Origin of the sequence: Streptomyces sp. NPDC048424, from assembly GCF_040651555.1 — a bacterium.
GTDB lineage: Bacteria > Actinomycetota > Actinomycetes > Streptomycetales > Streptomycetaceae > Streptomyces.
In genome coordinates this window covers 108,615-129,706 of sequence record NZ_JBEZKE010000013.1, presented here as the reverse complement: position 1 = coordinate 129,706, position 21,092 = coordinate 108,615, and the positions used below count along the sequence as shown (strand labels likewise).

Annotated in this window: 19 protein-coding genes and 1 pseudogene; 7 read left to right on the top strand and 13 right to left on the bottom strand. The window is 74.1% G+C overall.

Translation table 11 applies throughout. From position 1 onward, the window contains the following. Positions 1-43: 43 nt before the first annotated feature. A complete protein-coding gene (locus tag AB0D29_RS20295; protein WP_362855847.1) occupies positions 44-1,552 on the bottom strand; it encodes an ATP-grasp domain-containing protein in 1,509 nt (502 codons plus the stop codon). Positions 1,553-1,846: 294 nt separating this feature from the next. Between AB0D29_RS20295 and AB0D29_RS20290 the strand changes: the two are divergent. Continuing rightward, positions 1,847-2,995, top strand: a pseudogene (locus tag AB0D29_RS20290) (glycosyl hydrolase); the annotation flags it as partial. Positions 2,996-3,603: 608 nt separating this feature from the next. Here the strand turns inward: AB0D29_RS20290 and AB0D29_RS20285 are convergent. The 9 genes from AB0D29_RS20285 to AB0D29_RS20245 all read right to left on the bottom strand — a co-directional run bounded on the left by AB0D29_RS20285 (position 3,604) and on the right by AB0D29_RS20245 (position 15,401). Continuing rightward, positions 3,604-4,746 carry a GNAT family N-acetyltransferase gene (locus AB0D29_RS20285; RefSeq protein ID WP_362855845.1) on the bottom strand — a complete coding sequence of 381 codons (1,143 nt, stop codon included), beginning with the start codon at positions 4,744-4,746 and terminating at the stop codon, positions 3,604-3,606. Continuing rightward, a complete protein-coding gene (locus tag AB0D29_RS20280; protein WP_362855843.1) occupies positions 4,743-5,576 on the bottom strand; it encodes a lipopolysaccharide biosynthesis protein in 834 nt (277 codons plus the stop codon). Before AB0D29_RS20280 ends, AB0D29_RS20285 begins: the two co-directional genes overlap by 4 nt. A gap of 47 nt (positions 5,577-5,623) precedes the next feature. Continuing rightward, complete coding sequence (locus AB0D29_RS20275; RefSeq protein ID WP_362855841.1) at positions 5,624-6,985, bottom strand: glycosyltransferase; 1,362 nt, start codon at positions 6,983-6,985, stop codon at positions 5,624-5,626. Next, positions 6,982-7,761, bottom strand: a complete 780-nt coding sequence (locus AB0D29_RS20270) for a polysaccharide deacetylase family protein (protein WP_362855839.1) — start codon at positions 7,759-7,761, stop codon at positions 6,982-6,984. The genes AB0D29_RS20275 and AB0D29_RS20270 overlap by 4 nt, the downstream gene beginning before the upstream one ends. Beyond that, positions 7,751-9,553 (bottom strand): lipid II flippase MurJ, encoded by a 1,803-nt coding sequence (locus tag AB0D29_RS20265; RefSeq protein ID WP_362855973.1) that lies wholly within the window; start codon positions 9,551-9,553, stop codon positions 7,751-7,753. Before AB0D29_RS20265 ends, AB0D29_RS20270 begins: the two co-directional genes overlap by 11 nt. A gap of 527 nt (positions 9,554-10,080) precedes the next feature. Beyond that, complete coding sequence (locus AB0D29_RS20260) at positions 10,081-11,487, bottom strand: O-antigen ligase family protein (protein WP_362855837.1); 1,407 nt, start codon at positions 11,485-11,487, stop codon at positions 10,081-10,083. Next, the gene (locus AB0D29_RS20255; RefSeq protein WP_362855971.1) at positions 11,487-13,019 is read right to left on the bottom strand and encodes a sugar transferase; all 1,533 of its coding nucleotides are present in this window, start codon (positions 13,017-13,019) and stop codon (positions 11,487-11,489) included. The genes AB0D29_RS20260 and AB0D29_RS20255 overlap by 1 nt, the downstream gene beginning before the upstream one ends. A gap of 2 nt (positions 13,020-13,021) precedes the next feature. Then, complete coding sequence (locus tag AB0D29_RS20250) at positions 13,022-14,221, bottom strand: glycosyltransferase (RefSeq protein WP_362855835.1); 1,200 nt, start codon at positions 14,219-14,221, stop codon at positions 13,022-13,024. 19 nt (positions 14,222-14,240) lie between these two features. After that, positions 14,241-15,401, bottom strand: a complete 1,161-nt coding sequence (locus AB0D29_RS20245) for a DUF3344 domain-containing protein (protein WP_362855833.1) — start codon at positions 15,399-15,401, stop codon at positions 14,241-14,243. 101 nt (positions 15,402-15,502) lie between these two features. On the opposite strand from AB0D29_RS20245, the gene AB0D29_RS20240 reads away from it, so the two are divergent. The 5 genes from AB0D29_RS20240 (at position 15,503) to AB0D29_RS20220 (ending at position 18,589) form a co-directional block, all read left to right on the top strand. Then, on the top strand, positions 15,503-15,757 hold the full coding sequence (locus AB0D29_RS20240) for a chaplin (protein WP_362855831.1): 255 nt from the start codon (positions 15,503-15,505) through the stop codon (positions 15,755-15,757). Between the two features lie 118 nt (positions 15,758-15,875). Continuing rightward, a complete protein-coding gene (locus AB0D29_RS20235; protein WP_362855829.1) occupies positions 15,876-16,286 on the top strand; it encodes a rodlin in 411 nt (136 codons plus the stop codon). Between the two features lie 237 nt (positions 16,287-16,523). Beyond that, positions 16,524-16,757, top strand: coding sequence for a chaplin (locus AB0D29_RS20230; protein ID WP_362855827.1), 234 nt, complete (start codon positions 16,524-16,526; stop codon positions 16,755-16,757). 119 nt (positions 16,758-16,876) lie between these two features. Further along, positions 16,877-18,046 carry a chaplin gene (locus tag AB0D29_RS20225; protein ID WP_362855825.1) on the top strand — a complete coding sequence of 390 codons (1,170 nt, stop codon included), beginning with the start codon at positions 16,877-16,879 and terminating at the stop codon, positions 18,044-18,046. A gap of 195 nt (positions 18,047-18,241) precedes the next feature. Further along, a complete protein-coding gene (locus AB0D29_RS20220; protein ID WP_362855823.1) occupies positions 18,242-18,589 on the top strand; it encodes a hypothetical protein in 348 nt (115 codons plus the stop codon). A gap of 85 nt (positions 18,590-18,674) precedes the next feature. Here AB0D29_RS20220 and AB0D29_RS20215 read toward each other — a convergent pair whose 3' ends face one another. Both AB0D29_RS20215 and AB0D29_RS20210 read right to left on the bottom strand, forming a co-directional pair. Next, positions 18,675-18,914, bottom strand: a complete 240-nt coding sequence (locus AB0D29_RS20215; protein ID WP_362855821.1) for a chaplin — start codon at positions 18,912-18,914, stop codon at positions 18,675-18,677. A 155-nt stretch (positions 18,915-19,069) separates the two neighbouring features. Next, a complete protein-coding gene (locus AB0D29_RS20210) occupies positions 19,070-19,573 on the bottom strand; it encodes a hypothetical protein (protein ID WP_362855819.1) in 504 nt (167 codons plus the stop codon). 271 nt (positions 19,574-19,844) lie between these two features. On the opposite strand from AB0D29_RS20210, the gene AB0D29_RS20205 reads away from it, so the two are divergent. Beyond that, positions 19,845-20,255 carry a rodlin gene (locus AB0D29_RS20205; RefSeq protein ID WP_362855817.1) on the top strand — a complete coding sequence of 137 codons (411 nt, stop codon included), beginning with the start codon at positions 19,845-19,847 and terminating at the stop codon, positions 20,253-20,255. A 93-nt stretch (positions 20,256-20,348) separates the two neighbouring features. On the opposite strand, the gene AB0D29_RS20200 is transcribed toward AB0D29_RS20205, so the two are convergent. Then, positions 20,349-20,990 (bottom strand): vitamin K epoxide reductase family protein, encoded by a 642-nt coding sequence (locus AB0D29_RS20200; protein ID WP_362855815.1) that lies wholly within the window; start codon positions 20,988-20,990, stop codon positions 20,349-20,351. Positions 20,991-21,092 lie beyond the last annotated feature (102 nt).

The window sequence follows — 21,092 nt, the reverse complement described above, 5'->3', positions numbered from 1 at the left end:
TCGATGGTCACCGGCCCGGCCCGGTCCGCCGCGCCGGTCGTGGTCAACGCGTCACCAGCTCGTCCGGCTCGGCCGACGCCTCCGGTGGGACGGGACGGGAGACGGACCCGGCGGCCGGAGCGGGGGCGGGAGGGGGAGGGGGAGGGGGAGCGGCCGCCGGCTGCTCCCCGCGCTGGCGGGGCGTACGGGCGACCGCGCGCGCCGTGCGGCGGCCCTGCGCCGGGACCCCGCGCAGGACCCGCACCCCCTTGCCCGCACCGCGCCCGAGGAAGGCGCCGAGCATCGCCAGGAACGGCAGCAGGTCGTCGGCGGCGAACCAGGCCGTCTCGACCCCGCCGCCCCGCCCCGGCCGCACGGGCCGGCCCGCCGGCGCCGGCTGCGCACCGGCTGCCGCGCCGTCGTGGTCCGGGCCGTGCCGGTCCGCGCCGTCGTGGTCCGGGCCGTGCCGGTCCGCGCCGTCGTGCTCCGGGCCCGGCTCCGGCTCCGTCGCCCGCCCCGGGCCGGTCCGCTGGCCGGCGACCACCGGCGGGACCTGCTCCGCGGCGCCGTCCGGCCGGCCGGACGGCGCCGCCGCCGCCGGACCGGCAGAACCCACCACGTGCTCCGCCGCCCGGCGCCGCGGCAGCGCACCGCCCCGGACCGCCGCCAGCAGCGCGTAGTTCTCGGCGACGAACACCCGGCCCGGACCGCCCGAGGGCTGCGGGACCCGTTGGCCCGTCAGATCCAGGTACATCGCCTGGACCACGTCCAGTCCGGCCGCGTCCGTGAACAGCCGGAACTGCGCGCCCGGACGGGGGTTGAAGTCCACCAGCCGGAAGCACCCCTGCTCGTCCCGGCGGAAGTCCAGGTCCAGGATCCCCTGGTAGCCAAGCTGTTCGGCGAGCCGCAGCGCCGCCGCCTCCACCGCCGGATCCGGCAGCCAGCGCCCCACCGCCGTCAGCCCCGTCCGCACCGGCCAGGAAAGCTCCTTGCGACCCGATCCCGCGAGCAGCGGACGCCCGCCCCTGGCGAAGGCGCCGTGGAAGAACCAGTCGGTGTCCGGACCGGCCGGCAGGAACCGCTGGAGCAGCAGCCGGCTGCCGGCCTCCGCGGAGCGTTCGTAGAGCCGGCGCGCCTCGGCGGCGGTGTGCACCAGCGTGGTGCTCCGCAGCCCGTCGGCCCCGGTGGGCAGCAGCCAGGGCCGGCTCCACTTCGCGACCACCGGCAGGCCGAGCCGCCAGGCCGCCTCGGCCGCCTCGGCCCCGCTCGCCGGGATCACGGTCTCCGGGTGCGGGACGTCCCAGCGCGAACAGAGCCGCGACAGCTCGGCCTTGTCGGCCACCCGGGCGGGCAGGTTGTCGGGCTGATGGGGGATCCGGAACCGTTCGTGCAGCATGGGCGCGACCCGGGACACGGCGATGGCGCTCAGGTCGTCCATGGCGATGAGCACGGCCTGACGGCCGATCCGCTCCGACACCCCGGTCAGGCACTCCAGCAGCGCCTCGGGCGCCTCCGGGTCCAACCCGCCGGCCGGCCCGGCGTGCACGGCGCGCAGGTACCGCGAACGCCCCATGGGACCTCCCCCGGCCTCGACGACGGCATGGACCTCCACGCCCTTGCGGCCAAGGGATCTGACGGCGCCGAGGGTTCCGTGGTGGAACGGATTCCGATCGAGTCTGAGCACTACGGCGGGCACATGGTTGAGATACGCGTGCATGGCAACGGTGTCTTTCACCTAGTCGGACCAAGCGGGGGTGGTGTGCACCTGCTAATGGCCTACGCGGCAGTCACCGAACAGGCCATTCGTCAGATCTGATGCCTAACGTCTTTGGAAAGCACACCGATTCAGGAAAGCTCGGGAGACGCCATGCCCAGACCACGCCGCCGACTGGCGAGCACCTGCATCGGTACGGTCACGGCCGGACTGCTCGCCACCGGGGCCGCGCTCGCGGCTCCCGGAGAGGACCGGTCCAAGGGCTCCGACATCGCCATGGGCGCCTACCTCGACTTCGGGCCGCCGGGAGTGGCCCGGATCCCGCACCTGTCGAACTGGCTGGGCGGCAGGGAGATCCGGGTCGGACACACCTATCTCCCCGGTGACCAGTGGGCCGGCATCGAGGGCCGGGTCTCGTTCCTGGAGGACTGGGCCGAATGGCGCCTGGCCGAGGACGACCGGATGTTCGTCCTCAACGTGCCCATGCAGGAACGGAACGAGGGCCGCGTGCCCGACTACGAGGTGGCCCGGCTGATCAGGGCGGGCGCCGACGGGGACTTCGACCGGCACTTCCGGAGGCTCGCCGAGCGGCTGGTGTCGCTGGGCGTCCCGGACACGGTCATCGTGCTCGGCTGGGAGATGAACGGCACCACCTACACCCACCGCTGCGCGCCCGACCCGGAGAGCTGGAAGGCGTACTGGAAGCGCATCGTCACCACGATGCGCGCGGTGCCCGGAGCGGAGTTCAAGTTCGACTTCGCCCCGAACAGGGGTACGGACGCGATCGGCTGGACGCACTGCTACCCCGGTGACGACGTGGTCGACATCATCGGCATGGACTCGTACGACCAGGCTCCCGGCAAGACCTTCGACGACCAGATCACCCAGCCGTACGGGCTCCAGAAGCACGTCGACTTCGCGAAGGCGCACGGCAAGCAGATCTCGTACCCGGAGTGGGGGCTCTTCCGCCGCGGGGACAATCCGGAGTACGTACGGCGCATGCTGAAGTGGATCGCGCAGCACAAGCCGCTCTACCACACCATCACCGACTACTGCCCGCACGGCGTGTGGCAGTGCAAGCAGAACCCGGAGTCCGCGAGGGTCTTCCGCGACGCGCTGACGCCCGAGCGGCCCGGCCCGGTGATCCCGACCCCGGTGGTGCCCACGCCCGTGGTCCCGACCCCGGTGGTCCCGACCCCCGTGGTGCCCACGCCGGTCGTGCCCACGCCGTCGTTCCCGACGCCCCAGATCCCGACCCCGCAGATCCCGACGCCCTCGGTCCCCACTCCCGGCATCCCGACGCCCCAGGTCCCGACACCCCAGGTCCCGACGCCCGAGATCCCCAAGCCCTCGCCCGTGGCCCCCGGCCCCGTGACGCCGAGCCCCGAGGTCCCGCTGCCGGTGACCCCGAGCCCGCTCGTCCCCACGCCGGTCACCCCGAGCCCGGAGGTCCCGGCACCCGTCAGCCCGAGCCCGGAGGTCCCGGCGCCGGTCACCCCGAAGCCCGAGGTCCCGGCGCCGGTCACCCCGGCACCCGTCACCCCGAAGCCCGAGGTCCCGCTGCCGGTCACGCCCAGCCCGCTCGTCCCGACCCCCGAGGTCCCGACTCCCGAAGTACCCGAGCCCTCGCCCGAGGTCCCCGGGCCCACGCCCGTGGCCCCGAGCCCCGAGGTCCCGGTCCAGTCGCCCTCTCCCTCGGCCCCGCCCGTCGTGCCCACGCCCGCCGTGCCGAAGCCCGAGCCCACGCCTCCGAGGCCCCTGCCGCAGCCGCAGCAGCCGCCGGTCAACAGCTCGCAGTGGTGCGTGCCGCTCAACTTCGGCGAGTGGCTCTCCAAGCTGGTCGGCAAGCAGTCGGTCTGCATCAGGCTCGACTGGGGCAAGGACTCCGGCTTCTGGCCCTTCTAGACGGGTCATCGCACCCGCAGTTCGTTGAGCCGCGCCCGCCAGTCCCTGGCGGCCGGCAACGCCTCCCGCAGCGCGTCCACCGCCCGCTCGCGCCCCGTCAGCTGCGACTCGTGCAGCCGCAGCAGGGGCGCGAGCGCGCTGGTGGCCAGCAGGAACCGCTGGTTCACGACCGTCTCGGGCCGCCAGTGGTTCTTGTACGGCTCGTTGCCGCGCAGGAAGCTCACCACCGGCCTGCCCTCGGCGAGCGCCCGCCCGGCCTCGTAGCGCAGCAGCAGCGTCGCCACGTCCACCTTCCGGGTCCGCAGGTCCGGGTCGGCCCCGTAGAGGTAGCCGCCGCTGAGTCCGGCCGACAGCAGCGTGACGTTGGCCGCCACCACCTTCCCGTCCAGCCTGAACTCCGTCAGCCGGCCCTCCCCCGCCCGCACCATCCGCCGGGTGGCCCGGGTCAGGTGCTCGGCGAAGCGGGGCCTCAGGTGTTCGGGGGTCACCCCGCGGCCGCGCCACTGCTTCTCGTGCAGCCGCAGCAGGGTCCGTACGGCACGCGGCACTTCCTGCTCGGTGACCTCGTGCTCCTCGATCCCGGCCGCGTCGGTCTTGCGCAGCTTGGCCCGCACCCGCTGGGCGCCGGACGCCGGCATCCGTTTGACCAGCTCGTCGAACGGCAGCGTGGGCAGCTCCATGCACGTGGAGTCGGCGAGCCGTGCGCGGGCCCCGGGCCACTGCCGGTACAGCTCCTCGGCGGCCGCCCCCGGACGCACCTCCCGCAGGTCGACGACGGCCCGCCGGGCGGCCCGGTGCAGCCCGCGGGCCAGCGCCGGGACGACCTGCTCGGCGTGCTCCGCGGCCACGAGCACGTCGAAGTAGTCGGTGATGGGGCCGCCGAGCGGCACCAGCAGCGGCATCGGCCGGTGTACGAGCATCAGCGCGGCCGCGCCGACCAGTTCCTCGCCGCGCCGGACGAGGACGATCCGGAGCCGGCCGTCCTTCCCGTACGACAGCCACCAGGAGTGCAGCCAGGCGTGGCTCTGGAAGGGGGTGGCGGTGGGACAGCCGCGGAAGAGCCGGTTCCACGACTCCTCCAGCGCGGCGAACTGCCGGGGGTCGCGGCACAGCGTCACCGACAGGGCCCCGGCGGAGCCCGAACTCATCGCACGGACTCCTTCTCCTTGGCCGAGGTGGGCTCACCCTGGGCGGGGAGCGAGGCGTACTCCTCGACGGGGGACGCCACCGCGGGCTCGGCCGGCGCCGCGGCCACGGCCCGCGCCGGGGCCTGGACCACGGGCCCGTCCCCGTGCTCCTCGGAGCGCCGTGCCCGGCCCGGCCGGGCGAGCAGCCACAGCCCGCCGAGCAGCCCACCGGCGCACATCCCGACGGCGCCGCTGATGGCGGCGGACGGGGAGGCGGGCTCGGTCGGGGCGACGGCCTGGTTGAAGAGGAGCAGCTGGACCCCGGTGTTCTTGGCGGCCTGGTTGCTGCTCAGCGACAGGGCGTCGGCCACCGCGTTCGCGATGTCGGCGGCCTCGGACGGGCTCTTCGAGGTGCCCGTGATGGCGATCATCGGGGACTCGGGTGAGGTCTCGGCCCGTACCTGGGTCCGCAGCTGACGGGCGGTGACGCCCGCGCGGGGCTGGGCGTAGCCGAGGGTGGAACTGCTGGTGGCGATGCGGGCGTACGCCTGCGCGAAGCCGAGGGCGGTGGCCGGCTCGGTGGTCTCGTCGGGCACGGCGACGACATAGCTGGTGGCGGCGTACTCGGGGGTCTTGAGCACCCCGTACGCCCCGCCCGCGGCCAGCCCCAGCACGGCGCACACGGGCAGTGGCCACCATGCGGGCGGCTTCGGCAGCCGCCGCGACTTCCGCTCGGAGCGGTGGTCCGGCTTCCGCTCGGCGGTCTTCCTCTCGGCCTTCTGCTCCGACTTGTGCTCGGGCTTCTTGTCGGAGTTCTTGTCGGACTTCTTCTGATCGGTCGTATCGGCCATGAGCGTGCTCGCTTCCTGGGTGGAGGGTGGTTCGGGGAGGGGACGGTTCAGCCGGTTCCGGTCGGCTCCGCCGGTCCGGGGCCCACCGGCTCGCGCCGGGCACCGACGACGGTTCCGGTGGCGGCCGCGGCGCCGGGCACCCGCCCGGGTACGGCCGCGCCCGGGCCGGAAGGCTCCGGGAGCGACGGGTCCGGGACCGGCGGACCCGAGGGGCTCTGAGCGCCCGGAACGCTCTGAGCGGTCTGAACGCTCTGAGCACTCGGGCCCCGGGCGGCCCCGGCGGTGCCCGGCGCGGCCGAGAGGGCGAGGTCGTACACGTCCAGCAGCTGCCGCGCGCTGCGGGCGATGTCGTAGCGGCGGACCACCGGCGGCGGGGGCAGCCGGCGTGCTCCCGCCTCCATGTGCCCCCGCAGCGCCGCGACCAGTTCCTCCGTGCCGGTGCCGATGCGGCGGGCCCCGGGGGCCTGGGCGGCCGGCAGGTCGTCGATGGCCGGGCAGGTCACGTGCAGGACGGGGAGTCCGGCGGCCAGCGCCTCCACGACCGCCAGCCCGAAGGCCTCCTCCCGCGACGGGGAGACGAAGACGTCCATGGCGGCCAGCAGCGCCGGGATGCCGGGGGTGCGGCCGTCCGCGCTGTCGCCCAGCGGGTCCCGCTCCCCCAGCAGGTGGATGCGGCTCTGCGCGCCGAGCTCGGCGGCCAGCCGGCGCAGCCCCGCCCGCTCCGGCCCGTCCCCCGCCAGCAGCAGGTGCGCCCCCGGCAGCGCGGCCACGGCCCGCACCAGGACGTCGAACCGCTTGCCCGGGACCAGCCGCCCGACCCCGCCGACGACGAAGGCGCGTTCGGGCAGGCCGGTCCGGGCCCGGGTGGAGCGCCGGACGCCCTCCTCGAAACGGAAGCGGACGGCCTCGATCCCGTTGGGTACGACGTGCACCCGCGCGGCCGGCACCCCCCACCCCTCCAGGCGGGCGGCGACGGTGTCGGACACGGCCACGGTCGCCGCGCCGAGGCGTTCGGAGGCCAGGTACAGCGCCCGTACCCCGCCGGACAGCGGCCGGCCCTCGATCTCTCCCTCGCCGAGGGAGTGTTCGGTGGCCACGGTCGCCCGCGCGCCCGCGAGCCGGGCCGCGAGGCGCCCGTACACGCACGCCCGGTACAGGTGGGTGTGCACGAGGTCGTACTCGCCGCGCCGGATGAACCGCACCAGCCGCGGCAGCGCCCCCAGGTCCCGGTTGCCCCGCATCCCCAGGTGCACGACCCGGACCCCGTCGGCGCGCAGCCCCTCGGCCACCGGCCCGGGGTTGGTCAGCGTCAGCACGTCGCACTGCATCGGCATGTGCCGCAGCAGCAGCCGGAGTTGCTGCTCGGCGCCGCCGACCCCGAGGCCGGTGATGATGTGCAGGGCCTTCACCGGCGCACCGCCCGGCGACGCAGCTCCTGCGCCTGGTGGCGCAGCTGCTTGATCCGCAGCCGGCTACCGCCGTCGGCCTGGCTGACGTGGGTGCGCGGCAGGGCGTGCGGGCCGGCGAACCGCCCCGGGTCGATGGCGCAGGCGTACGTGTAGCCGGCGGCGCGGGTGGCGTCGACGACCCGGGCGTCGAGGTGCCCGTACGGGTAGCAGAACCCTTCGGGCAGGGTCCCGGTCAGCTCGCGCAGCAGGTCGCGGCTGCCGCGGAGCTCCTGCTGGAGGACGTCGTCGGGGGCCGCGGTGAGGTCCTGGTGGAGCAGGCCGTGCGAGCCGATCTCCTGTCCGGCGTCGGCGACTTCGCGGATGCCCTCGGCGGTGAGCAGGGACTTGCGCGGGCCCAGCGGGTCCCACACGTTGTCCACGCCGAGCCGCCCGGGCAGTACGAAGAGGGTGGAGGTGAAGTCGTGGCGGCGCAGCAGCGGCAGCGCGTGGGTGAGGAAGTCGGTGTAGCCGTCGTCGAAGGTCAGCCCGACCAGCCCGGCGCCGCGGCCGGCCGCGCGGGCCCGGAGGAGTTCGCCGACCGAGACCCCGCGCAGGCCGCGGGAGTGCAGCCACGTCAGCTGGGCCTCCAGCGCCTGCGGGGTGACGGTGATCCCGTACGGGTCCTCGGCGGGGTCGGTGAACTCGGCGACCGAGTGGTACATCAGGACCCACGGCGAAGCGGTCCGGCGGGCGGGGACCAGCACGGCGGCGGGGGCCGTGTCGGTGTCAGCGGACATTGCGGAACCTCTGCGTGAACTGGGAGATCTGACCGGGCAGGGCGGTGACTTCGAGGGCGCGTATGGCCATGCCGGTGGCTCCGAACATGGCCGGGACCAGCAGGCAGCCGAGGGCGGCGCTGAGCTTCGGGTCGGGGATCATCGGCCCGGCGATCCAGCCGGTGGCGCAGGCGGCGACGGCGGCCACGGCGAGCCGTCCGATGCTGACGGCGACCCGGCGGACCTGGATGGCGATGATCCGCGAGCCGAGCCCGGTGAGCAGCAGGGCGGCGGTGGTGGAGATGCCGGCGGCGTTGGCGGCGGCGATCCCGTAGGTGCCCCACCAGCCGACGGCGAAGGCTCCGGCCACGATGTTGACGAGCAGTCCGGCACCCATCGCGAACGCCGGGAACCAGGTGGGCCGGGCGGTCGAGAAGAAGGGCCGGGACAGTGCCCCGACGAGGCAGTGGCCGAGGAGTCCGAGTCCGTAGACCCGCATGACGGAAGCGGTGGCGAGGGTGTCCTGGTGGGTGAAGGCGCCGCGTTCGAAGAGGACCTGGATGATCTGGGGGGCGTAGCCGATCACGAGGGCGGTGCCCATGAGGACGGCGAGCGAGGCCAGCGCGAGGTCCTGCTCGACGCGGCGCCGGGCCTTCTCCAGCTCCCCGCCGGCCATGGCCTGGGCGACGACGGGGAAGGTGACGGTGCAGATCATCAGGGAGAGCACCATCGGCATCTGCGCGACTTTCTGCGCGTAGTTGAGGTGCGAGATCGCCCCGGGCGGGAGCGAGGCGGCCAGGAACCGTTCGACGAGCACCTGCGACTGCCGGAAGACCGCGAAGAAGATCACCGGGGCGATGACCCCGAAGGCGATGAGGGTGGGGCGGTCGCGGTCGCGCTGGCTGCGCGGGGCCCGCTTGGCGCGCGGCGGTCCGAAGCCCACGTTGCGGATGAAGGCGGGCAGCTGGACGAGGACCATCAGCAGTCCGCCGACGGCGACGCCCGCCGCGGCCGCCCGCACGCCCCACACGGCGTTCAGGGCGACCATGGTGCCGATGATCCCGACGTTGTACGAGACGTAGATCGCGGCGGGCGGCACGAAGGAGCGGTGGGCCCGCAGCGCCGCGCTGAAGTATCCGGCGATGCCGAAGGAGATGACGGTCAGGGCCGTCATCCGGGTGCACTGGATGGCCAGTTCGGGGTCGGGCAGGCCGGGCGCGAGCACGGCGACGACCGCCGGCGCGGCCACGATGAGCAGGGAGGCGACGGCGGCCACGAACACGGCCAGCCGGGGCAGGGTCGCCGCCACGAGCAGCCGTACGGGGTCCTGTGCGCGGGCCTCCTTGCGGGTGAGGCCGGCCCGGCTGGCGGCCCGGCGGGCCAGGGCGTGGCTGAACGCGGGCACCATCAGCAGCGCCATGGCGTCCTCGATGAGCAGCGTCGAGGCCATCTCGGGCACGGTCCAGGCGATCAGGAAGGCGTCGCTGTCGTGCCCGGCCCCGAAGAGGTGCGCGATGGTCTGGTCGCGCACGAGCCCGAACACCGCGCCGGCGGCGGTCAGCCCGGCGGTGACCGCGGCGGCCTTCGCCAGGAACCGCCCGAGCGGGGGACTCCCGCCAGGGGTGGCGGGATCGGGGAGCTCGGCGGACCCGGCCGCCCGGCCGTGGCCGGGGGCGGCGGGGGCGGAGGTCCCGCCCGCGGCGCGGGCCCTGCCGAACCGGCCCCCGGTGGACGGCGGCTGGGATCCGCCGGGGGCGGCGGGCACGGAGGCCTCGGGCGCGTCGGCCTGGGCGCCGCTGGTGCGCGCCGCCACCCGTACGCTGCGCCTTCCCGAGGCGCCGCCCGGATGGCCGGCGGAGCCGAACACGGGCTGCCGCACGGCCGGCTCACCGCCGGGCACGGCCCCTGCGACGAACCCGGGATCCACCGGACCCCGCGCACGCGCACCCGGCGCCGCGGGGGCTCCGGCCGTACGGGACGCCCCCGCGGCGACGTTGCGCCCCGGCACGGCGTGGACGGCGGGGCCCGGATCCGACGGGGCGGGGGCTCCCGTCGAACGGGCCCCCGCCGCGGAGCCGCCCCGCGCGGGCAGGGCGCCGGTGACGAACCCGGGGTCCGCCGAGCCGGGCGCACCCGGGTCCTGTCCGGGGGGCGTACCGGGCAGGACCGGACCCCGCCCCGGGAGGGCGCCGGCGGCGTTCCCGGGGGCCGCGGCCGGGCGGGGCGTGCCGGTGGAGCCGGGGGCGGCCCGTGGGGGACGGGAGTCCGGGGCACCCGGGACACGGGCGTGGCCCGCCCCGGCCGGGGGGCCGGAGGCGGGCCGCCAAGGCGTCGTGTCCGTCACGGGCGGGCCGCAACCCCGGGGGCCCTACCCCGTGCACCCGCACCGCCGAAGGCCCCGGACATCGCGGCCGTTCCGCGCGGTGGACCCGCGTCCTGCGGGGAGGGCAGCGCCCACCATGCCGCCAGGCCGATGATCACCCCGGTGAGGACCGTGGACGGCCCTCCGATGTCCGCGTACAGGAAGTCGGTCAGCTGCCACACGAACAGCCCGATCGCGATCAGCCCGCAGTCCCGGATGCCCTCGCCGGCGGCGAGCCGCCGGAGCCCCGCCACCAGCAGCGCGGCCCAGCCGCCCGCCAGCGCGATCAGCCCGATCAGGCCCTGCTCGCTCAGGATCAGCAGGTACATGTTGTGCGGGGAGAGCAGCGGCTGGCGCAGGTACGCCTGTCCCGCGCCCGCGGTGTCGCTGCCGGAGGAGAGCCCCAGCGAGGAGTGGCCGTCGCGGTTGGCCGGGAAGCCCTTCAGCCCCACGCCCACCGCCGGCCGCTCGCGCCACATCGACTCGGCCGCGGCCCACATCGTGTAGCGGTCGGTCACCGACTGGTCGGGGGCGCTGGAGACCTGGGTGATGGAGGTCAGCCGCTCGGCGACCATGTCGGAGCCGACACCGAGCCCGCCCACCAGGACCACGCCCGCCGCGGCGAGCGCGAGGAGCACCTTCAGCGCCCGCCGGATCCCGGCCAGCACCATCACCAGCACCGCCGCGCCGGCGGTGGCGATCCACACGCCCCGGCTGAACGACAGCACGAGCGGCAGCACCAGCACGAGGGCCGCGGCCCCGCCGATGCGCCGGACGCGCCGCGGCAGCCCGGGCGCCAGCCCGACCGCGGTGGCCACGATCAGCCCGTACGCCACCACTGTGGCCATGCCCATGACGTCACCGGGGCCGAAGGTGCCCACGGCACGGACGTCCTGGCCCTGGTAGGAGGCCCCGGTGTGGGTGGCGTACTGCACGACCCCCACCGCGCCCTGCACCAGCGCCAGGACCACGAAGCACCCGGCGGCCAGCCGGAACTCCGCGGCGTCGCGCACCAGCAGCACCACGGCCGCCGGGACGAGCACGAAGACCTGGAGGTAGCGCACGAAGCCGGGCAGGGCGGCGTACGGATCCCCCGCGGTCATCGTCGCGATCGCGAGGCCCACGGCCGGCGTGCCGAGCACGAGCACGCCCAGCGGGGTCAGCGCCCGCACCCGGCCGCGCAGCGCCTGCACCCCGCAGACGAACGCCAGCAGCAGCGAGGCGGCGTCGGCCGGGCCGACCTTCCCGGAGGCGGTCGCGTCCCCCGCCGGGAGCGGGGCGAGCAGGAACAGCACGGTCGCGGCGAGCGGCAGCAGCGGCCAGTGCCGGCGCAACAGGACCGGCAGGCCGGGCAGGGCCCGGTGACCGGAGACGACGAGGCTCATCAGCTGCCCCCCAGCCGGAAGCGGAAGAAGGAGGCCGCGGTGCGGGCGAGGATCCACAGGTCCTGCCACAGCGACCAGGTGTCGATGTAGTGGTTGTCGAAGCGGGCCCGGTCCTCGATGGAGGTGTCCCCGCGCAGGCCGTTGATCTGGGCGAGGCCGGTGATGCCGACGGGCATCCGGTGGCGGGCCTCGTAGCCGGGGTGGACGGTGGAGAACTTGGCGACGAAGAAGGGCCGTTCGGGGCGCGGGCCGACCAGGCTCATGTCGCCGCGCACGACGTTCCACAGCTGCGGCAGCTCGTCCAGCGAGGACTTGCGCAGGAAGGAGCCCACCGGGCTCATCCCGCGGTCGCCGGCGACGGTCCAGCGGGTGGCGGCCTCGTGCTCGTCGGCGCGCAGGGTACGGAACTTCAGCAGGGTGAAGGGGCGCCCGTACAGGCCGACCCGCTCCTGCCGGAAGATCACCCCCGGCCCGTCCCAGAGCCGTACGGCCAGCGCGCACAGCCCCATCACGGGTGCGGCGCCGACCAGCGCGACCAGCGCGAGCGCCGAGTCGATGCCCCGCTTGGCCCAGCGCTCCAGCGGCCGTGCCGGGCGCGGCAGCAGCGGCTGCACGGCGTACCCCCACAGCTGGTCGGCGGGGTGCGCGAGGCGCATCCCGGTGACCTTGGCGGTGCCGGCCGGGTCGGCGAGCCACAGTCGGCAGCCGTGGTCGTGGAAGAGCCGGACCAGGGAGGCGGTGCGCTCGTCGGCCTCCGGCGGGCGGGTGAACACCGCGTGCCGGACGGAGTTCTGGATGACCGCGCGCCGGATGTCCTCGTGGGTGGCGAGGTAGGGCAGGGCGCCGCTGTCGGCCTCGGCGCCGGCCGAGGTGTCGGCGAGCCCGACGGGGCGCAGCCCGAACTCGGGGCGGCTGTGCAGGGCGGCGGCCACCGCGCCCGCCCCGGCGCCGGGTCCGACGACGAGGGCGGAGGCGGGCCGGCGGACGGCCGCGCGGCGCTGGAGCTGGTTGACGAGCCCGCGTCCCGCGCAGACCAGGACGACCTGGAGGCAGACGGCGGTGAAGAGCACGTGCCAGCCGAGGGCCCGGGCCGGGTCCGCGGCGGCCAGTACGGCGGCCGCCCCGCACCACAGGACGGCGGACCGGCCGGCCAGTGCGGGCAGTTCGAGGAGCGCGGAGGGTGCGAGCCGCGGCCGGTACAGCCCCGCCTGCGCGTGCAGCGCGGCGAGCAGCAGGGGGAGGGCGACGACGGCCGGCACCGCCGCCTGGGCCGGCAGCGCCGGTCCTGGCAGGGTCGTCGCGGTGAGTACGGCGGCCAGCGCGTCGGCGGTGAGCAGGGGCAGCACCCGGCTGCGGCGACGGACCCGCCGCGGGCGCACGGCGGACCTGGCCTGGTCCGTCCTGGGCCCGCGCGGGGGGTGGATGGCGGTCGCGGAACGGCGGCCTGCCGCGTGTGGCGCGGGCGCGAAGGCGCTGCCGCCGGCGGGCCCCGTGCCGCCCTGCCCGGTGTGCCGGGCGGGTGCGCTGTCCATCGTCATCGGCTGATGCGCTCCTGGTTCAAGGGCCGGGGCCTGCCCAGCAGTTCGTGGTACAGGCCGGTGACCGCTTCCGTGGTCCGCCGCACGTCGAAGTCGGTCCGGGCGTGCTGCCGGGCCTGCTCCCCCAGTTCGGCGAGGAGCCGTGGCTCGGCGAGCAGCTGTCCCAGGGCCTTGGCCAGCGCCGTCGGGTCCTCCGGCGGCACCAGGCACGGGCGTCCCTGGCCGGGCGGCAGGCTCTCCCGGGCGCCGCTGACGTCGGAGACCAGGACCGGCCGACCGCAGGCCATGGCTTCGAGCGGGGCGAGCGCCATGCCTTCCCACCGCGACGGCAGTACAACGAGATCGGCGGCCCGAAGCCACGGTCGGATGTCGGCGGCGGCGCCCGCGAAGAGAACGCCCGGTGGGGCCGTTCGCCGCAGCCGTTCGGTGTCGGGGCCGTCGCCGACGAGGGCGAGGCGGGCTCCGGGGACGGTGCCCAACAGCTCCGGCCAGGCCCGCAGCAGGATGTCCTGCCCCTTCTGGAGGCAGATCCGGCCCACGCAGACGGCGAGCGGACCCCCGTCTTCCAGGCTGTCCCGGAAGGCGGCGGGCAGCGGCAGTTCGGCGCGTGCCCGGGCCCGGTCCTGTCCGGGGTCCGGTCCGCCGGGGCGGAAGTGCTCCAGATCCACGCCGTTGCGGATCACCGACCAGCGGGCGGTGATGCCCTCGGTCTCGCCCGCGCGGCGTTCGGCCTCGCTGACGCAGAGCACCCGGTCGGCCCAGCGGGCCGCGTACCGCTCCCAGCGCAGGGCGAGCGCGCCGGTGGCCCCGCCGACCGCGTCGAAGGACCAGGCGTGGGGCTGGAAGACGGTGGGCACGGTGCCGCGCGCGGCGAGCCGCCCGGCGAGTCCGGCCTTGGCGCTGTGGGCGTGCAGCAGGTCGGGCCGCACCCGGCGGAGCAGCTTCCGGGCGCCGAGCAGCTCGGCGGGCAGCCCGGGGCCGGGGGCCCGCCCGGCCCGCCAGGTGAGCACCTCGGCGCCGGCGCCGCGGGCGGCGTCGCCGAGGGTGCCGCCGGGCGGGCAGCCGACGACGACGCGGAGGCCGTCGGCGGTCTGGGCGCGGACGAGGTCGGTGACGACCCTGGCCACACCGCCGTCGACGGGCTGTACGAGATGGAGGACGGTCGTGGGCTGTGCCGCCCGAGGTTGTGTGGGCACGTGGAGTGGTCTCCTACGTTCAGCGGCGCGCGTCTGTCTGAACGAAGAGCACACCGAGGAAATGACCCTGACTTTCACCCGTGAACCTGAAGCTCAGACTGCGGGCACCACCGGACAGGGCGGGACTCAGGTCGAACACGTCCGCGTCATATCCGAGATTATTCATATGTTCGGGCTGTCGCACGAACGACTGATCGCCGAATTCCGTGATCGTGGAATTCATAACATCATTAAAAGGATTTTCTCCGTCGCTGAGGCTCACCCGGCGTCCACTGTCGGCCGTCACGGTGAGTGAGTCCCCGAGGGTGCCCCGGTCCCCGTCGTACGCGACCACCCCGACCCGGCCCGCGGACCCGGCCGGCGCGTTCAGGCCCTCGATCTCGACCGTTCCGTCCCCGGCGCGGGCGGCGAGCCCCTCGAAGCCGTCCCACACCGAGATCCGGCGCACCGGCTCCTGCGGGTGCTCGTAGGCGACGAGCAGCGTCCAGCCGCCCCAGGCCCCGACCTCGGAGTGGCCCATGGCGATGTTGAGCTGGGCCACCGTCCACATGCCGGCGCCGCCCTTGCGGACCAGCGGGGTCACGTCGGCGGAGGCCTGGTAGGCATCGCTGCCCGCGTCCGTGCGGTGGCCCATCACCGTGTCGGCCAGGACCTCCTTGTACGCGCCGCCGGGCTCGGCGACCAGCACGCGGCCGTTGTCCTCCGGCGGTTTCTGCTCGCCCACCCGCAGGTTCCCGCCCCAGTAGAGGCGGGCGTACGAGACCTTCGCGCCCTGCGGGACCTTGAGCTCGGCGCGGGTGGAGTTGTAGGTGTCCGGGTCCTTGTCGACCTCGCTGTAGAACATCTCGAAGTCGCTGTTGACGCCGGCCGCGCCGCGCTTCACGTCGGCGCACGGCTCGGCCTGCGGGGCTTCCTCCCTGCGGCAGCTGATGCCGGAGTTGGAGGCACGTACCAGCCCGCCGTGCTGCACGGCCTGGTAACGCTGGGTGAAAGGAACGCGGGGCAGCTCCTTGGGACCGGGCGCCGCCCACGCCACCGGGGCGGTCGCGGAAAGGGTGAGGCAGGACAGCAGACCGAGCGTGCCGAGGATTCTGCGGGAGGAACCCATGACCCTGTCTCCATTTTCGATCAAGGGGACAAAACAGGAGTGAACTTTGGCAGAAATCGGGCCGGAAATCACGCCGGACTCGCTCGTACGGCCTTTTGGGCGATGGCACGCACCCTCGGAACGGGCGAGTCGTTATCCGGGCACCATTGCTCGAACCGAAAGGAAATACGGAGATGAAGAAGAGGCTGGTGCGCGGCACCACCATCGCCGTCGCGGGCGTCGCCATGCTGATGGGCGGCGCGGGCCTCGCCTCCGCGCACGGCGGCGGCGGAGCGACCGCGGAGGGCGCCACCGCCGGGTCCCCCGGCGTGCTGAGCGGCAACCTGCTCCAGGTCCCCGTCGACGTCCCGGTGAACGCCTGCGGCCTCACCGTGAACGTGATCGCCCTGCTGAACCCCTCCTTCGGGAACACCTGCGTGAACGCCTGATCGTCAACCGCGCCGCCCGAAACGGCTGCATCCGGGTGAATGCACGCAACCCGAGCCGGGGCCGGTCCGTTGATCCGGGTGCTCCACTACCGGGCAATCCTGCAAAAAAGGGACGACAATGATCAAGAAGATGATGGCCTCGGCCGCGGTTGCCGCCTCGGTCGTGGGCATCGGTGCCGCCATGGCGCCGCAGGCGATGGCAATCGGGAACGACAGCGGTGTCACCACCGTCCAGGGCAACGGCGCCGCGCAGATCTACGGCAACCAGGCCACCTACGGCAACATGAGCCCGCAAATGGCGCTGATCCAGGGCTCGTTCAACAAGCCCTGCATCGCGCTCCCCGCGAAGGCCAACGTCCAGTCCGTCCTGGCCCTGGTCAACATCGGCGTCCAGGACATCCCGGTCCTGTCCAGCCCGCAGAACCAGCAGTGCACCGAGAACTCCACCCAGGCCAAGGGCGACGAGGCCCTCTCGCACATCCTGGACAACATCCCGGTCCTGTCCGGCAACGTCTCGAACGGCAGCTGACCGAGGCCCGCGCCAGCGAGGCCGTCGCACCTTCGGGTCGCGGCGGCCTCGCCGCATGTGGAGCCGGGCCGTACCGCCCGAGTAATTCGCGACACAAATCAGCCGGCACCCCGAATTCGCCCCGGGCATCGGAGTGAATTGCCGGCCAGCCGCCGAAAATGTGCGGTTTCTTTTCCCCTCGCCGCTCGTTGTTAATTCTGCAGTGGATACGCCTCTGCGGGAAGGATCGAAATCAAAATGACGTACAAGAAGGCAGTGGTGCTGGCCGCCGGCGCGCTGATGGCAGTCGGTGCAGCCTCCCCCGCCATGGCCGACGCGGGCGCCGCGGGCAAGGCCGTGGGCTCCCCCGGCGTCCTGTCCGGCAACCTGCTCCAGGTTCCGGTGCACGTCCCGGTCAACGTCTGCGGCAACACCGTGAACGTCATCGCGCTGCTGAACCCCTCGTTCGGCAACGTCTGCGTCAACGCCTGACGAAGCGCCTGCCCGCAAGGGCAAACCTCCTCGGGGTGGCCTCGGAGTGCACGGCGGTGCACTCCGAGGCCACCTTCGATTCAGCACCGGCCCCAGCGCCGGTAGACAGGGAAGGACCCATGCGACAGGTACTGAGCCGACAGGTACTGGGCAAGGGGATGCTCACGGCGGCGGCCGCGTCGAGTCTGCTGTCGATCGCGACCGGCGCGGCGTACGCGCACCCCGGGGCGACGGCCGAGGTCTCGCATTCGCCGGGTGTGCTGGCCGGCAACAGCGTCTCGGTACCCATCACCTTCGCGCCGAACGTGTGCGGCAACAGCGTGGACGGCGGTGCGGCGCTCAACCCTGCGATGGGCAACACGTGCGCCACGTCGACCGGCTCGCACGCCGACGACGGGTACGACTACGGGCGATACCTCAGCCCCGAGAACGCCGAGGCCTTCGAGCGCTACCTCGACGAGCGCGGTGGCCGGCACGCGGTGCCCGAGCAGCGCCAGGAGTCGCGGCGCCACGAGGAACCGCGGCACGAGGCGTCCCGGCCCGACGAGCCCCGCCCCGCGGGCCCCCGGCACGCGAAGCCGCGCCACGAGGAGCCCCGCCACGAGGGCGGCTATGGCGGCCCCGGCAAGGAGGAGGGCGAGGAGGAGTGCGACGACCACTCCGAGTCCGCGCCGCCCCCGGCCGAGCACCACGCGCCCGCGCCCGAGGCGCCGCACCCGATGCCGGAGCCCGTGGCGGAGCAGCCCGCCCCGCTGCCCGCACCGGAGCCGGTCCAGGAGGCGCCGCCCGCACCGCCCGCCGAGGAGGCCCCCGCCCCCGAGGCCCCGGCACCGCAGCCTCCCGTCGAGGAGGCCCCGCACACGCTCCCCGCGCCGGAGCCCGCCCCGGCGCCCGAGGAGGCCCCGCACACGCTCCCGGCTCCGGCACCCGGCCCGGCGCCCGTCGTGGACGAGGGCCCCGAGCCCCGGCCGCCGCACGGCAGCCAGCCCGTGGAGCACCCGGCTCCGGCGCCCGAGGTCGTACCTCCCGCGGACCAGCCGCCGGCCGCCCCCGCCGGTGACACCCCCGTCCACCTGCCCCCGGCGCCGGCCCCTGCCCCCGCTCCGGCTCCGGCCCCCGCGCCGGTCCCGGCGCCGGCTCCGGTCCCCGCCCCGGTTCCCGCTCCGGCACACGTGACCGCTCCCGTGCTGGCCGAGACCGGCGCGGGTCAGCCCGCGGCCGCGGCGGCCCTCGCCACGGCCCTCATCCTGGGCGGCGCCATTCTGTACCGGCGGTCCCGTATCTCCTGACGGGCAATACCGGTAATCAGAAGAAATATCGGCCGGAGAATCCCTCGTCGGATTCTCCGGCCGCTGTCATGAACCCGTTCCGCACCGCGCACGCGCCCGCGTTTCCGCAGCGGCGGGGAATCGTTACCCAGGGCGAAAGCGGTGCGACGGTCGCCGCTGACGCCGCTGCCCACGAAAAAGAAGAGGAATTCGATAATGAAGCTCACGAAGGTCGCCGCTGTCCTCGCCGGCTCGGTCGCCGCCCTCGGCGCCTCCGCCACCGCCTTCGCCGCCGAGCCTCCGGCCGCGATGCCCCCCATGAGCCTGACCAGCGGGGCGACGGACGCCCTCGACGCCGTCGGACCGTTCACCGAGTCGGCGCCGCAGACGGTGGGCAACGCGCTGGCCGAGCAGGGCGAGGGCGTGAACAAGGTCGTGGACACGGTCCAGCGGGTCAACAAGGTCCGCAACGAAGTGCCCGCCACGGTGCTCGGTCTCGCGAACGGCGCCACCCAGGCGTCCCCGCTGCTCGGCGGAGTGAAGCTCAACGGCGGCCAGGGCTGAACCGCCCCGGCTGAAACGCGTACCGACACGACTGTGGGCGCCACCGGCGAGGCCGGGGCGCCCACAGTCGGTCGTGCGGTGAACGTCAGTCGTTGAAGCAGTGGTTGCCGAACGCGGGGTTCAGCGCACCGATGACGTTCACGGTGTTGCCGCAGACGTTGACCGGGATGTGCACCGGCACCTGCAGCAGGTTGCCGGACAGGACGCCGGGGGAACCCACGGCCGCGCCCTCGGCCGACGAGTCGGCGGCGGCGGAGCCGGCGGCACCGGCCGCAGCGAGACCAGCGGTGGCCAGGACCAGGGCGGCCTTCTTGGCAGAGTTCATGGGAAGTGCACCTTCTGTTCGATGTTCTGCCCCGATCCGGGGCTCACACCGAGCGAAACGGTCCAGCCTCCCATGACGACACGGCCACGCGCACGAAGAGACCTGTTCGGCTCAATTGTCGTAACCATGCGGCAGGTTCCCGGTCGTTCCGCGCCCTACGGCAGGGCGGGAAGGTCAGGGACGTCCGGGATCTCGGGGATCGCCGGAAGCTCCGGGACCGCGGGAAGTTCCGGAGCCGCCGGAACCGCCGGAACCGCGGGGACAGCCGGCACCGCAGGCAGTGCGGGCAACGCGGGCAGCGCGGGCAGCGCGGGCAGCTCCGGGATGAGACCCGACAGGTCGGGAAGCTCCAGGTCCGGAAGTTTCGGCAGCTCGATCGGCGGGAGTTTCACCCCGCCCGGCAGCAGGCCTCCCACGGACGCGAGCAGGTCCTGGATGGTCTTGGTGAGACCCGCGAGCAGGTCGTCGATCGGACCGGCGGCCGCCGCGCGCCGCTCGATCTTGTCGACCTGCTGCTGGACGGAGGCCACCCGACCGTTGAGTGCCGCGGAGCCGTCACCGTCCGCGGCGCCCGCGGGGGCGGCCGCGCCGGACAGTATGACGACGGCGAGGGCCGACGGTACGAGGAGGCGGGCGCGGGACGGCTTCGTGCGGTGCATGAGCGTTCCTTCTGGTGGTGGGCACACAAGCGGACCCGAGCGATCCGCTCCCTCACCCACCGTGCGAACACCTCACACGGAGCGCAACCGGAACGTGCGCCTGTGCGGGCTGCGTACGGGCTTCGCGCACGCGTCCGCAGGCCACTCACCCGGGCCGGGGAAAATATCGGTGCGCGCAGGCCGTTTGAGTGAAGGAGCGGAACCAACCCCCTGGTAGGGCAGTTGACCAGGGCGCTCCATCAGCGGGCACTCGTGCGACAGAAGGATCAAGATGTTCAAGAAGTTCATGACCGCCGCCGCGGTCTCCGCCGTTGCGGTCGGCGCGGGCGCTGCTGCCGCGGCCCCGGCCATGGCCATCGGCAACGACGGCGGGGTCACCACCGTCAACGGCAACGGTGCCCAGCAGGTCTACGGCAACCAGAAGACCCACGGCGACCTGAGCCCGCAGCTCGGCCTGGTCCAGGGCACCCTGAACAAGCCCTGCATCGGCCTGCCGGCGAAGGTCAACGCCCAGTCGCTGATCGCCGCGCTCAACCTCGGCGTCCAGGACATCAACGTCCTGTCGAACCCGCAGAACCAGCAGTGCACCGAGAACTCCACCCAGGCCAAGGGCGACGAGCCGCTCTCGCACATCCTGAGCAACATCCCGGTCCTGTCGGGCAACCTCTCCGCCGGCAGCTGATCTCCGCTCGCCGAAACCGACGAGGGCCCCGGTGGCGTCCAGCCACCGGGGCCCTCGCGCGTGCCGTGCCGCAGTACGGCGTTCCGGCCGCGGTCAGCCGGTCCAGAAGTCCCACCACCGGGTGAGGACCAGCATCCCGATCACTCCGACGTGCAGGGCGGGCGGGGCCCAGCCGAACTCGGTGAAGAAGCCCCGCAGCGGGCCGGGGGCGGGCAGGACGCGCGTACGGACGTTGTGCGCGGTGACCGCCCAGAACATCAGCAGGGTCGCCACCCAGGCCAGGCAGCACCACAGGCACAGCGCGTTGATCTCGTAGAGCGACTGGACCATCAGCCAGGTGCAGAAGCCGACGCCGAAGAGGGTGCCGGCGTTCAGTCCTAGCCAGAACCAGCCGCGGTAGCGGGCGCCGGCCAGCAGGCCCGCGCCGACGCAGACCACGACGGCGTACCCGGCCAGCCCCAGCATCGGGTTGGGGAAGCCGAAGGCGGCCGCCTGCTCGCTCTGCATCACGCTGCCGCACGAGACGACCGGGTTCAGGCTGCAGGCGGGCTTGAAGTCCGGGTCCTCCAACAGGAGGAACTTGTCGAGGGTGATCACCCAGGAGGCCAGCAGCCCGGCCGCCCCGGTGAGGGCCAGCAGCCAGGCCAACCCGCGCGGCGGTGCGTCCCGTTCGCCTTCGTGTCCACTGCGGGGCCGTCCCTGCTGGCGCGGGACGCCCACTGTATTCGTTGCCATGTGGCCCATAGTCCCGCGCTCCCGCACAGAGCGGGCCTAACCGTGCCCATCCGTACGCAAGTTGACCTGAAGGGGTGGCGGGAACCTCCGATGCTTCCCGGA

Excerpts from the sequence above, each read along its gene's own strand:
- AB0D29_RS20295 (WP_362855847.1), bottom strand. The coding sequence starts at position 1,552 with ATGGGGCGTTCGCGGTACCTGCGCGCCGTGCACGCCGGGCCGGCCGGC.
- AB0D29_RS20285 (WP_362855845.1), bottom strand. The coding sequence starts at position 4,746 with ATGAGTTCGGGCTCCGCCGGGGCCCTGTCGGTGACGCTGTGCCGCGAC.
- AB0D29_RS20280 (WP_362855843.1), bottom strand. The coding sequence starts at position 5,576 with ATGGCCGATACGACCGATCAGAAGAAGTCCGACAAGAACTCCGACAAG.
- AB0D29_RS20270 (WP_362855839.1), bottom strand. The coding sequence starts at position 7,761 with ATGTCCGCTGACACCGACACGGCCCCCGCCGCCGTGCTGGTCCCCGCC.
- AB0D29_RS20260 (WP_362855837.1), bottom strand. The coding sequence starts at position 11,487 with ATGAGCCTCGTCGTCTCCGGTCACCGGGCCCTGCCCGGCCTGCCGGTC.
- AB0D29_RS20255 (WP_362855971.1), bottom strand. The coding sequence starts at position 13,019 with ATGGACAGCGCACCCGCCCGGCACACCGGGCAGGGCGGCACGGGGCCC.
- AB0D29_RS20240 (WP_362855831.1), top strand. The coding sequence starts at position 15,503 with ATGAAGAAGAGGCTGGTGCGCGGCACCACCATCGCCGTCGCGGGCGTC.
- AB0D29_RS20235 (WP_362855829.1), top strand. The coding sequence starts at position 15,876 with ATGATCAAGAAGATGATGGCCTCGGCCGCGGTTGCCGCCTCGGTCGTG.
- AB0D29_RS20230 (WP_362855827.1), top strand. The coding sequence starts at position 16,524 with ATGACGTACAAGAAGGCAGTGGTGCTGGCCGCCGGCGCGCTGATGGCA.
- AB0D29_RS20225 (WP_362855825.1), top strand. The coding sequence starts at position 16,877 with ATGCGACAGGTACTGAGCCGACAGGTACTGGGCAAGGGGATGCTCACG.
- AB0D29_RS20220 (WP_362855823.1), top strand. The coding sequence starts at position 18,242 with ATGAAGCTCACGAAGGTCGCCGCTGTCCTCGCCGGCTCGGTCGCCGCC.
- AB0D29_RS20215 (WP_362855821.1), bottom strand. The coding sequence starts at position 18,914 with ATGAACTCTGCCAAGAAGGCCGCCCTGGTCCTGGCCACCGCTGGTCTC.
- AB0D29_RS20210 (WP_362855819.1), bottom strand. The coding sequence starts at position 19,573 with ATGCACCGCACGAAGCCGTCCCGCGCCCGCCTCCTCGTACCGTCGGCC.
- AB0D29_RS20205 (WP_362855817.1), top strand. The coding sequence starts at position 19,845 with ATGTTCAAGAAGTTCATGACCGCCGCCGCGGTCTCCGCCGTTGCGGTC.
- AB0D29_RS20200 (WP_362855815.1), bottom strand. The coding sequence starts at position 20,990 with ATGGCAACGAATACAGTGGGCGTCCCGCGCCAGCAGGGACGGCCCCGC.